This is a genomic window from Methylobacterium sp. ME121 (genome assembly GCF_000974725.1).
GTDB lineage: Bacteria > Pseudomonadota > Alphaproteobacteria > Rhizobiales > Beijerinckiaceae > Methylobacterium > Methylobacterium radiotolerans.
Genome location: NZ_BBUX01000003.1, coordinates 239,279 through 251,654 on the forward strand (window position 1 = coordinate 239,279; position 12,376 = coordinate 251,654).

At 56.9% G+C, this 12,376-nt stretch carries 11 protein-coding genes; 1 reads left to right on the forward strand and 10 read right to left on the reverse strand.

What is annotated here, in order from left to right; translation table 11 throughout:
- Positions 1–192 precede the first annotated feature (192 nt).
- A complete protein-coding gene (locus ME121_RS04835) occupies positions 193–654 on the forward strand; it encodes a MarR family winged helix-turn-helix transcriptional regulator (protein WP_043378308.1) in 462 nt (153 codons plus the stop codon).
- Here the strand turns inward: ME121_RS04835 and ME121_RS33260 are convergent.
- The 10 genes from ME121_RS33260 to ME121_RS33295 form a co-directional block, all read right to left on the reverse strand.
- Positions 645–1,076 carry a LysR family transcriptional regulator gene (locus tag ME121_RS33260; RefSeq protein WP_179239981.1) on the reverse strand — a complete coding sequence of 144 codons (432 nt, stop codon included), beginning with the start codon at positions 1,074–1,076 and terminating at the stop codon, positions 645–647. The two genes, ME121_RS04835 and ME121_RS33260, sit on opposite strands and share 10 nt — an antisense overlap.
- Positions 1,077–1,104: 28 nt before the next feature.
- Positions 1,105–1,425 carry a hypothetical protein gene (locus ME121_RS04840; RefSeq protein ID WP_059408427.1) on the reverse strand — a complete coding sequence of 107 codons (321 nt, stop codon included), beginning with the start codon at positions 1,423–1,425 and terminating at the stop codon, positions 1,105–1,107.
- The gene (locus ME121_RS33265) at positions 1,362–1,898 is read right to left on the reverse strand and encodes a cyclase family protein (RefSeq protein ID WP_353806844.1); all 537 of its coding nucleotides are present in this window, start codon (positions 1,896–1,898) and stop codon (positions 1,362–1,364) included. The genes ME121_RS04840 and ME121_RS33265 overlap by 64 nt, the downstream gene beginning before the upstream one ends.
- Before the next feature lie 54 nt (positions 1,899–1,952).
- The gene (locus tag ME121_RS04845) at positions 1,953–2,321 is read right to left on the reverse strand and encodes a cupin domain-containing protein (protein WP_059408428.1); all 369 of its coding nucleotides are present in this window, start codon (positions 2,319–2,321) and stop codon (positions 1,953–1,955) included.
- Between the two features lie 1,070 nt (positions 2,322–3,391).
- Positions 3,392–4,483: a hypothetical protein gene (locus tag ME121_RS33270; RefSeq protein WP_139239620.1), complete on the reverse strand. Its 1,092-nt coding sequence runs from the start codon at positions 4,481–4,483 to the stop codon at positions 3,392–3,394.
- Positions 4,476–5,528: an AAA family ATPase gene (locus tag ME121_RS33275; RefSeq protein ID WP_179696867.1), complete on the reverse strand. Its 1,053-nt coding sequence runs from the start codon at positions 5,526–5,528 to the stop codon at positions 4,476–4,478. The genes ME121_RS33270 and ME121_RS33275 overlap by 8 nt, the downstream gene beginning before the upstream one ends.
- 1 nt (position 5,529) lies before the next feature.
- Entirely contained in the window at positions 5,530–7,764 is a 2,235-nt protein-coding gene (locus ME121_RS33280) for a TnsB C-terminal domain-containing protein (protein ID WP_081948797.1), read from the reverse strand.
- Positions 7,761–8,576, reverse strand: a complete 816-nt coding sequence (locus ME121_RS33285) for a hypothetical protein (RefSeq protein WP_139239581.1) — start codon at positions 8,574–8,576, stop codon at positions 7,761–7,763. The genes ME121_RS33280 and ME121_RS33285 overlap by 4 nt, the downstream gene beginning before the upstream one ends.
- Positions 8,577–9,276: 700 nt before the next feature.
- Entirely contained in the window at positions 9,277–9,855 is a 579-nt protein-coding gene (locus ME121_RS33290) for an ABC transporter C-terminal domain-containing protein (RefSeq protein WP_139239580.1), read from the reverse strand.
- A 1,862-nt stretch (positions 9,856–11,717) separates the two neighbouring features.
- Positions 11,718–12,188, reverse strand: coding sequence for a hypothetical protein (locus ME121_RS33295; protein ID WP_139239579.1), 471 nt, complete (start codon positions 12,186–12,188; stop codon positions 11,718–11,720).
- Positions 12,189–12,376 lie beyond the last annotated feature (188 nt).

Genomic DNA, 12,376 nt, shown 5'->3' on the forward strand with positions numbered 1-12,376 from the left:
CTGCCGCGATTGATTCGAGGCGGCGAATGGCGCCGCTCGTTGAACAAGTTTTATATAAAACCATTTTCGTCCGCGGCACGTGCGCCGGCGCACATGATGTGATATCAAACTTCTTGGAGGTCCGGCTCGGCGGCTCGCATGAGCGCTCGCTCGATCTATATCCTAGAACCAGCTTCCGTTTGGAACCACGACGTGCCCTCGTCCTTCAAGCTGACCCCCGTCGCGGCTGCAGCCATCGAGCAGGCATGCATCTGCGTCGCCGTCCAGCGCGCCGCCCGCGTGATCGGGCGCGAGTTCGACGCGGCGTTCCGAGCCGTCGGTCTTTCGAACTGGCAGTTCACACTTCTCACCGTGCTCGCCTGTGCTGACGGACCGACGATGCGTGAATTGGCCGATGAGCTTGCCCTCGATAAAAGCACGCTCACGGCCAACATCAAGCTGCTCGAGCGGCGTGGGTTGATCACGATCGAACCCGATCCGGACGATCGGCGTGCCCGGCGCGTTCACCTAACAGAGGTGGGCCGTGCCCGTCTCGACGAAACCGTTCCACTGTGGGAGCACATGCAGGCGGAGTGTTTGGCTCGTCTCGGCGAGGCAAATGCGGGCTCGCTTCGCCGAGCATTGGCGAAGTTGGCGGACCGTGATCAAGTCTGAACCCAAGTAGGCCGTCCGTATGGTCGTTGTCGATACTTGCATGAGTCGGGCTGTACGCGTCGAGAAGCTGACACGCTTGTCCCGCGGCGATGGCTGCGACCAGCTCCCCGAAGCGATCCCATTCGATCTATGTCGAGGGCGAGTGCGGAACGAACCGTGTGTTCGGAATCGACGATGATGGACCGTGCAGCACTCCGCAGCCGATGCCCGGCGATCGTCGGCTCTACGCCACGAGCCGACCCATCGAACAGCGAAACCGGCAGCGTGTCCTCGAGCGCACGAATTCGACGGCTCACTACGGACGCCGGCGATCCGAGTACCTCGGCGGCGCACCGAATGCTTCCAAGCTCGTTGACCTGAAGCGCGATATGCAACGATACGAGATCAATCGGGGTGGCTTCAAGCCGGCCTCCCGATCGCACGGTGCTTCCAGCCCGACGAGCCAAAGCGTCATCCGATCCGAGCGGGGCTCAGCCCCACGTCCTCCGCGGACCGGCCGGCTCGATTTGGCAGGTCGCTATCGCCGGCGGCCGGCATTAGGGCGAAAATCCGTGCGGGAAAGCCCGCGCTCTGCTTCATCTTTGGCCAACTCGCGACCGGCAGACAGCCGCACATGTGCACCTGATCGAGATTGACCGTCAGCTCGACCTGCCGGCGGGGCAATCCGAGAGCGTAGGCTTCCAAGAACACGGCGCCTCCGCTGACGATCACGTCCGGGTCGGTATCGGTGGTGTCATACCCGGAAGCGGTGATGTCTCGTTCCTCATGCACGTAGGCAGGAACGTCGCGGCTCCAGCCGGGAAGTGGCACATGCCGGCCACATGCCGGTTCAGCATGCCCTCCTGGCTGGGCCAGCGACGCGACCAGTCGGTCCGCGGCGCGACGAAGGCGCCCGCCGGCATGGGTCCGTTGTGTCCTTCCCAGGCTCGGACATCCTCAAGCCTCGCACGGTAATCCGGATCGGTTACCGTGTGCTCGCCGATGATCGACACGACGAGCGGAAAGACCAGCTCTGCACCGCTATCCGATGCAGGAAGCGGGGGACCCGCACGAACTGAGCTGGCGGGTCGACATGCGCGCCCCACTGGCCCTGCAATCGCCACTCCTCGGCAAGGAAGCCGTGTTTCTTGCTGCCCACGCCGGGATCTTGGTGGTAGATCACCGTCCGCTGCGCCGGGGCGAAGCTCGAGCGGTGGAGAATGTCCACGTCGAAGGCATGCGCCAGGTCCCCCAGCGCGCCGCACGCAGTTGCGGCAGCAGCGCCCAGAGATCCTCGACCGAATGCGGGTCGTGCCCCATCAGGCGACCCGGCCGAGCTCGCGAATGGTGTGCTCATTCTCGACGTTGCCGGTGTTCAGCGTGGTGTTCGGCTCCAACAGCACGACATGGCACTCGTCGGTGAGCGCCTCCGGCAAGTGCTCGGTCCCGTGAGGGACGATGATGAACTCGCCCGGATCGAGATCAAGCGCCGGCCGGTCGCGGAAGCTCATTCGCAACCGACCCTCGACGACGAGGAAGAGTTCGTCCTCCTGGTCGTGCTGGTGCCAGTGAAAGGAACCCCTAAACTTGGCGAGCTTGACCTGAAAGTCGCCCAGGTCGCCGGCGATCTTGGGGCTCCAGTGGTCCGAGAACGTGCTGAACGCCTTCGCGAGGTTGACCTTGTCCATGATGTCGCTCCTTGCTGTGGAGGGCTCTTGTTGCAGCCCCACGCGGCCGCGAGCGCAGCCCGGATGGCCTCGAACTGGTCGGCGAGCGCGGACGATTGGGCCTGGAAGACGCCATCCAACACTGCCGTGCCGACCGTGAACGCGACGGCCCCCGCGCATAGGGCCTCTATCACCCGCTCGGGCCGATCGATCAAGCCCGCGACGACCACCGGTTCGGCACGGTGTCGAGGCCGCGTTGCCCGCCTTGCGCAGCAGGCTCTAGGACGTGAACGCCGAGGACGCTCCGTGCACCTTGTCGCGCAGCATCGGAGCGGCGAGCGCGTCACGAGGTGGCATCGCCCCCCCTTCAAGCCTCGACCCGGATCGCGGCGGGTCCGGCCTCGAACCGGCCGACGATGGCGGCCTGTGCGAAGCCCGTGTCGGGCTCGGAATAAATTGGCACCGAAATAATCTGAGCTCTCAAGCGATCTCACCGCCGACGACACTCTTATTCTGTCACCGAATGCCGGCGAATTGACACCAAAAAGCAGTTCGAACAAATATTCTGACACTGGATCGACCGCACGATAGCTCCTCATTGACAGGGTGAAAGCCAGCTTTATTGAACCGACCGATAGACACCGAGCGCAGAACGGTTAAACAGCTGTAGCTACGCACGCTCTAGCCAGATTTCGGACATATGGATTCGGCGCGGCGAGCCTGTTCACATCACGACTCCGCACCTGATGTTGCAGCAGTTGAGAGACTGATTTCGAGGGAGTGGGACATGGAAAGGGCATCACCCGCGCAGCCGCCCCGCCGTAGCACTCGCGCGGAACCCTCAAATCAAAATACGAGCAAGCTTAATATTTTCGACGACGCATCCGGCCGTCCACAATGCAACATGATCTCTCAACTTGCGCGGGAAGATCTGTTTTTCAAGGCATTGTACCACCCAGGAGTGAGACTCCTGCTGGAATTCATCTCGGATGATTACAAGACGATGCGCGACATCGAACGAGAGATATTAGGAAAAGACGAAGCCGAGTCCTGCCTCAGGAGAGTCGCAGAACTCGAAATTGTTGAAAAAATCAAGACTGAAATGGGCCCGGCATATCGATTACGCCCACGGGCAATGATTCCGGTTCACGATTGGCTGGGACGCCTCTCAGGAAACTCTGGTATTTAAAGGAAATTGATCGCCAAGATTCCGAAGAAAAATCAGGCCTGACCCTGCGAACAACCATGTAGTTTTTCTCGTCAATTCCCATAATTCTAAAGATACGCCTCTCCATCGATCGCTTAAGCTTTCCGGAAGGGAGCAATTTTACTCGACAACGTACTTCCATGAACGCCGCAAACCAGCCCAATTTAATGCTACATTCTTCATGAGACCGGACTATATCTGCGATTATGCCATCGAGACAAGAGGGATATTCGAGCGCAAGCTCAAGGCCGCGGAAAGTTGCAAATGCCCCATGTGGCAAGATACGGCCTGCGACAATGAAGGATAGACTGGCGAGAACCGAGAAGAAGGCGAGTTGCTCGCGGGCAGTTGAATGCGCAATTATGGCCGGCAACTGCGTGAGGGCGTTCGCGTCGCGACGCAGCACGCCGACCATTAGCTTGGCCAACTCCTGTTTCCTCTCTGAGGCGTACCGGGGCGCGACCATACGCAAATCGATAGCGCAGTTTTGACACAGATAGACACTCTCGATTCCTACCCAAGAAAGCGACTTCTGACATGTAGGACAGATTTGAACAAAACATTCCCCAGTGTCCGGATCGCATGGAAGGCAGGCGACTTGCCAGTGCGCCCTGATCCAGGGAATACCATCCGATTTGAGCATGCCGGGTGCCACTCGCCGCCGATGTGGCTCGATGACGTCCAAGCCAGCGTCCTGACCGAAAAGCTCAAAGCCGTTCTTACCTTCGGCAAATGCATCATTTGCAAGCTTTTGCAGCTCGAGACCCGCAAGGTCCGCAAACGTCTCGAGTTGGTATCTGCGAAGCGGGACAGAAGCTAAGCTATTCGCGTCTACCTGCAGGCCAAAACGCAGAAGCATCTCGACCGATATACGTTTTATCCGAGCGTAGCGCACGACTACACTTCTTAGGTCCTCCCCAGGTTGTGCTTGTACGGTTCGACGCAGCCGCGCCGCTGAAGGAGGCACGTCACTCATCGTAAAGCGTCCTTCCTTTGCGTCGCTTCCTATCGTCCAAATTGATGCGCATTGCGTCCTCGACCGACAGCGGAATATTGGGAAGTTGGAAATCTTTGACCCAAGGATTTACGCCATTCATTGTAGGATCGTCGCCATGAAGTAGATCGAAAGCTTGATTTAAATGCTTGATAGACAACGTCGAAGGCATCGTTCCCTCAGCGCAATCGGCGAATGCCAAATCAGTCGCAGCGCGAGTGAGCAGGGTGAGCCGCCCAAGACGGCCGCGCGTTGCAAAAAATGTCGACTGTAACCAATCCTTCGTCGACAATCCCGGCTTCTGCAAGAACGGTAGCTTGTCTTCAAATTTTTTAATTACACTAGCGAACGCAATTTGTTCTTTCCGCGCACGGAACGGCAGCGGCTTTAAGAGTACTCTTGGACCCGCACGTTCCTTAACTGCCTCATGTCGCGAGAACAATTCCTCTAGGAGCGGAGAACCGGTGATTGCGATCGGAAACGTTGCTGCATTCTGCATGGTTATGAGCATACTTCTGGCTGCATCGACTGCCGCAGAAGATCCACTTCTGAACAAATTCTGGTACTCGTCGAGCGCGACAAGCGTGACGTTGTTGTCATTGGAAATATCTATAGCGCGCTGAATCGCGTCACGCTCACGTAGGGGCGGCTCATACCTGCGGCCCCGTGCGCTCACACGCAAATCCTCGAAGAGGCGCAACCATCGGGTCGCAACACCTAGCGGTGTTTCCCCGGCAGAAAGCTCGAGGTAAACGATCAAATGGCCGTTGCCTTCGATGAGCCGCTGAAGCCCCTTTCCGACCTGTGTGCCAGTAAGTTCTTCGATGTGACGTTTTAGAATTTCGCTTTTGCCGCAACGTGAATATCCGCGTATATATCCTACGGATCCTTCCCTGCGCCGATTCGGAGCGAACGTGAGGTGCTGGAGAGCCTGTGCGGCGATCTTGATCGCATCATGCCGTATAAAGATCCTGTCTATGTAATCCAGCCGCTTCTTGTGCGGAAGCTCGTGAGGGAATATTGCCACCTCAATCCTCCTCACCGAGGAGATCGCTCATATCTATTTCATCGGCAGGCATGTCATCGTAGATATCGACGATGTCCTCATCATCCGTATTTATTGCATTTATATTTTCTTCGCAGACCGCCTGGCTTTTATCTTGCGCCGCCAATTGGCCGAACAGATCAAGCGCAGTGCCGTCACGAACCAGACGCGTCAAAGCATGTTTACATACGCCGTCGACCATCACGCCGGTAAATCGTGCAGCGGTAACTGCACCGCGAGATGAACCAAGCTTCGAGGCTTTGTCGGTTTTGATGCCCATGCATCCAATCGACCGGCGGAACAGCGCCGAAAATCCATCCTCATAGTCGATCTTCGATTGCGGATTCTTTTTCTTCTGGCGAAGAAGCGCCTGTACAACTTCGTCCTGCCAAACAGTCCTGCCGTGTGCTGCCGCTGCGGTACAGGGAACAGCAATCTCTGAGGGAGTATCAGTATTAGGAACGGACACGAATATAACGCCGACGTCTCGTAGTGAAATTCTGCCAATCAGCGGAGTCATAGAGTTTTTGCGAACTCCGAAATTACCCGACGTACGGCGGATGCTCTGAAGCTCCGGGGATTGATAATGCTTGTTGCGCCACTGTATCCCCTCCCGGCCAGCGTTCACCTTTACCTCAATGGAGGCAAGAACGTCTACGCGAGCTTGTTCATCAGGAGTCAGAAGCCTAGGCTTATAGTTTCGCAGACCTCGCAGCCAGCGTTGCTCCGGGGTTTCCCAATCAAGACCTCTTTGGGGTCTGCGAGCGTAAACAGTGATAAAATATTCGTGCAGAAGCGCAACGAAATCATCTAGTTCAATAGCCGCCTCCTTCGCGGGGTTTGCAGCACCCCTGTCACGAGGGCTTGATCCGGTTCTTCCTTTAAGCCAAGAGACGAAATCATTCTCGAGCGTTCCAAAAAATCGTTCAATGTATGGTTTATCGTCTGGAAATCTGGGTCGCGCCAGCTCGAAGCCAATTCCAACTCTGCGGAGAGATCTCGCCATCTGTCTGCCGACGTACTCCCGTGCGCGATCGAACCGGACCTTGGTAGGCTTGCCATGTGCGAGCAGTGAGCCGCTGATATGCGGGAAGCGTTGAGCCACGTAGGTCTTTTCCTGAACGCCATGAGCAATGCACATCAAAGAAGGCAGCAGACCAGTACCTTCGAAAGACGGGTAGAATCCAACGGGATAGCCCGAGTAAACGTCTATCGCTAAAGTTATGTCCAATCTGCCTAACGCCGATTTTGACAACATTTGCCCGAGTTCTGTGCTTCCTAAAATGGGGATGAGGTCGATCGAGTGATGGTCAAGCTCCCAATGCTGATTGATACGTGTTGGCCGGACGAGTTTTCCGACGGCACCGAATTCCAAGTCCGCCGCATGTTTACCCTTTGTAGCTGCAAGCCGTATCCATCCGTCGTAACGATTGAACTCTGAAGTCACAGTTGTTGTTCTTACTGGCGGTATTTGGAGACTCTCCTCCAAATTTATTTCTTTAATTTTGGTGTTTACTTGACCGCGGATAATACCTGGCCGCAAGGCATGAGGTAGAGTGTCGGCTTGTTCACGAATGATCGTGGCAATAAGGTCCAGCACACGTTGGGATATTTTACGGTTGTATGGACGTTGGTAGTTGCCGTGGACGTTCGCCATCGGAGAGCCCTTCTTAAGCTCCGATCTCTGCAACCAACGCAAAATGCTGCGGGCCGATCGCATGGCCGGTGGATGAACGTCCTTTGGTAGAGCAGCATCTACGATTTCGCGAACAATCAATGCATTCGTTTCGTTTCGCGCGAACCTCTCACCTCGTTCTTCGGCGTCTCGGATCCTGCGCGCAAACTCTTCGACATATAAATCCTTCAATCCTGCAACTTCTCGCGCTTTTTTAGGAAGCGCCTCAAATTTCTCGTCATGCCTATACGACTCAGGCTCTGCATTTAGTCCGGCGATGTTTTTTCTACCAGGCCTTTTTATTTCGCCGAGCGCAATTTTGTGAATATATTCGGTCGGCAGCAGCTCAATCAGCCGAGGAGGGCCGGTTTCGGATTTGAAAATAAGTGGCGCACACCCTTCATCTTTATGAAGGAAACTAAACGGCCTTCCTTCGTAGATAATGAAAGCCCCGACCTCAAGATCGTCAGGTACAATATGATCTATGGTGACCGGCTCGATTGAGTCTTCGCTGCTCAGGTCCGCTTCCATGACGTCCGTCATACCTCGTCCCTCCGTCTGCCGGTGAGGAAGACAAGGCTCTCGTCTCTAGGGATTTCGTGGAGATCGATCCCGAGGAGGCCCTCACTTACACGCGCCAGAACCGTCCCCCGCGGGTCCTCTGCTTCACGCAGAACAGCGGACGCGGCATCCAGCGTCGTGGCGTTTTCGGCTGCGATAATATGTTCCCGGAGGCGGCGCCAATCCCCCTCACTAATCGGACGTCCGCCATGTGAGACCAGTTCGTCCACTACCTCCGGTGCAGCCATGTTGGCGATATGAAGGTCTAAGACCAATTTCCATTGTAGGCCGCAGCGTGTGTAGGCTTGCCGCACGGCACGGAGGCGAGCGCGCACAAGTGCGGCTTTCTCCCATTTCCGGATGCCCGACTCGTCGTAGCGGTCGGCCGGTTTCGGTGGCCACAGATCACAAGCACGCTTATTCTCAAGTCGGAACCTTGTTCCACCTAAAATGCTTAGAAAGTCCGGAGTGTACTCGAAGGAATTGCCTTCGGTACCCGTAACGCGGATGGTTTCAGGCTGGGCGTAGAATGCGTCAACGGCGGAGTGAACGTCCATCAGCATGCTGCAACGCTCTTCGGTCACAGACTCGAAGACGGTGTGGTTCATCATCTTCCACGAGTAGAACCCGCCAACTTTCCTTGAGCCACCTTGAGTGATGATCCGCCGTACGGGTTCGCCAGTTGGATATCTGAATACCTCTACGCCCGGACCAAGGCTTTCCCAGACTTTTTCGGGTCCAGATTTATGCAGTATTCTTTTGTCAGCGCTCCTAAATACACGAGGTTGAAACATGACATCTCCTCCGATAAACTAAACCTCTCCTTCTGCGATCGGCAGTTCAGTCGCTTGGCCCGATAAATATGCTTATTTCTACAGGGAAAATTTTTCGTCTACTGCTGCCAATCCACACTCAGCCGCGCGCCATCTGCTCGCCGTGCTGTGCCTGCTGCCGTTATTGCCCGCGCCCCGGAACGGCTTGAGGAACGGCTACGGACCAACACGACGCGAGCTCGATGCATGAGGGAGTCGATGACACCTCTTGGCGGGGGCCGGTCCGGCACCCACTTCGCCGCGCTCGATATCCAAGGTTGGGAGCCGGATGGACGGGCCTTCCAACCTGCTGAGCTGTTTGCCCGCGGAACACAGGGGCGCGTGCTGAAAGCCGTCGACCGCCCAGTACCGACCGATCCCACAGGGGAGAGGCTTGCCTTTGACGTCAAAAATGCCAAAGTCTCAGCGCTCGGCCCGTGCCTCTGCTTGCTACAGCGGCATGGTACCTGCAGAGTGTCGGTCGAAGTCCCTGCTTGCCACAGGGGCTTCGAAACAGACGAATCGAAAGTGTCTGGAGGTGCGAAGCTGGTTGCTAGCCTGAGATTCGCACCTGGAAGGCGCGGCCCAAAAGGCCGCGCCTTCGCTTTGCGCTATTGCGCACCACCTTTCCGGCGGCCTCCCAGCTGTAAGCCGGTGAATTCATGCTTCCTCCGCTGCACAGTCATGCTGGCACGATTGCCAAACCTGGCGACTCGGAGTCAGTTGGCGCTCCTTTGATGGACCACCTCTGATCTACCCGACTAAATGACACGAGCTGAGACCGATGGAGAGCCGTCTTGCACTTCGCAAGCACGGATATCGAGACGGTCCCATCTTCAGCGAATCGAGAATTGATCTCCGCAGATGTGACGCTTGAAGGATACGCTGCTTCGATCATCTCGACGACCAGAAGCACGGCTTTTTGACGCGCTGGACACAGTTGGCGCGTCAATTCAGCCAGCTTGTCTCTATCAACCAACCGCTTCTTGTCAGTGGGTGCAGTCGTAGTATTTTTTCCCTTTATCGGCCGACTTCGCTGCTCAGAAGGACCACCTCGCATGTCGCCATTGATGGGTATGAGAGGTAAATGCCCTTGTCGCTCCTGATGTGGAACGGCCGCGGTCTCGAAAAATTCCATGGCTTCGAGCGTTCTCATACGCAGTACTGCGACTGCTCGCTTAGAAGCGATCTGCTGAACCTGCTGCTCCATGGCAGCGATTTCAGCCTCAAGCTGCTCAATCTCTCGACGTCGTTTCGACATCTGGGTTCGCTCCCTCAGGCGGAGACGAAGAGCAATCCTCGGCATTTTGTAGAGCATTGGACAGCGGTGGCAAGTGGCTTGGATGGACATGGACGATTGATCTCCGCTGCCCTCCAAAAGCTCCGGACACATTCGGATCGGCCCCGCTCCGGAACAATCAGCTGATTATCCGTACTCAAGGACGCGAGCTAGGACTTCAAAGCTGTCTTGGGTCCACAGTCCGATCTTGGATTCAAGGAACGTCGGACGGTTGTGCTTGGTGCGATTGGCTTCTCGATATCGAGAGTGACCAAGCCCTGGCATACAAGAGCAAGGATTGCATCGACTGGGTCGACTCGTGACGTCGAGATGCATGCGAGCAACTCCGCCAACTTGAGGCCATTCGGCGCAGCATCTAGCTTTCCTAAAATTCTCACTCTGTCTCCGATAGATACGATGCTCTTTCGAGTGGCCCATATTGCTCTTGCATTACTCGCTCTTGGCTCCCGCAGAATCGTCGATCTGCTGATTCTTATCTGGTCTTTCGCTTGGTTTGAGTCAGTGCTGTTGGTGTGGTCCCGAACGAGGGAAACACGCATCTGCCCGCCCAAAATGGTAACGATCAAGTTCAGCACTTCGTGGGGGAGCGGCTCGGACTCGGCTTCGAATGCTATCACAGACGGATCAAGGGATAGTTGGACAAGGGCATCACGGTGCCAGCGCTGATTATATCTGATCGGCCGCATGTTTTTTATCGATACAAAACTGTGACGACTCGCTTTCCGTCCAAATTCGTTCCTTAGTTCAGCTGGGGAGATTGGGTCCATCTTGATTGCCTCCATGCCTGCTCAGCTCGCACCGGCAACGCACGGATCGGCGAGACATTAACTCATCGCGGCGGCAATCATCGCGAGCCAGCTGCCATCATTAACATCCGACATCCGGCGGCATTGCCTCCGATCGGCCCCGAAATACCAGCATGGATACAGTATAGACAAAATGGCGCACCACCAAATGAACGCTTCTGGCGGATCTGTGAATCATGGGGATGCCCGTCACCGGTTGTTACTGTAACCGCTTGAGCCGTCTGATGTAATGAGCGACTTGTCCACGCTGCTCGGGATCGGTGCTATCGGAGGCGCAACGGGCAAATCGGAGTGGGAGCCCGCAGAATTTTTCGCTGCGCCTTCTCGGCCATCTTCTGGCGGATCCAGACCGAAGCAAGCGGCGCGCTGTGGGAGTCGAGCCTGGACCTTGGCGATGGACCGCCCAGCTCTCCATCTATTGAGCCCGCGCTTGCGTTTGGAAGCGGCTCCTCAGCCTCTCAGGAGTACGGCTCGCAAGGCGGCGCGGTTTCTCTCGACGGAACCAGCGGGCTCGCTCCGGAGAATGGGGCCAGTGGTTGCGAAATGACGGAGTTTGCAGCTGAAACCGAGACGATCGTTAGGCTCATGGCCGATCACTTGGTGGGTGTGCCACCACGGTGCGCGTGATCGCTGATGGCAAGGCCTCGCGACAGCCTTGATTGTGCCGGCGCAGGGTATGAGTGGCCGCTTGCGTTCCCGCTGCTCGATCAGCTTCCGGGCATGCTTAGGTAGGCTGTCGGCAATCGCGACCATGACAGCTACTTCTTCCGCGAGCACGTCTGGAGCAAGGACGCTCGGCCCGCGATCCCGCCGCCGAGGAATGAGTCTCCCGCCGCTTGCCCGAAATGACGCCTCAACGGCTGCAACCGGGTTGAGCAACTCTCAGCTCAACTGAAGGACCGACGTGCGGCGGCCAGCCGCTGGGGGAAGACGGCTACCAGCTTGGACGGTGCGTCCGTCTTCCCGTTGACCTCGAGACGTCGCGGGCGTTCGCGTGCGATCGACGACTGCGAGATGCTAACTTTCACCAGTAGTACTTCTGCTCATCTTGACATATTGGTGCTCTAACCAGCGGCGCATACTCGCAATCAATTCGGATTTTCGGCCACTTATAGCTGCGCGCGCAAGCATGTCGTCGAACACGATATCAAAAGCGTCCTTTCCCGCACCTCCTTCCGGCGAAATGGGTGCGCCGATATGCAACTCGAGAGTCAGCAAGAGGTCGACGAGATAGGCGATTTCGGGCGGTGGCCCTTCGCTGACCCATCGGCTCACGCTGCGAGTTGAACTGCCGACCTCCTCCGCGAATGCTGCATCCGTTCGCCCTAGCTCACGGAGGCGCGAACGGAATTCCGCGCCGGTCATATTCGTCAGATGACTCTTGGAACGCCCGACCACGCAGGTTCCTTCGATCGCAGGTGCATCGCAGCCACCTGCGAAGGTGCCTCGCTTGGAGCATAACATCATTCCTTCGTGGATGTTTGTCACTCCGCGTCGGCACTTGTGCGGGCTCGCTCGGGAGCTGGTGCAACGGCTCGCCTCCGCGCTCAGCTGGTATGAGGCTACGTGTGGGGCAAAGCCCGAGTGGGCGCAGCCAGCCAACTGGCGGATCAGTCGCGCGAGCTGACGTCCCCCCATCGCTTTGGTCCGGCGTGAGTGCGAGTTTTCCGGTTTTG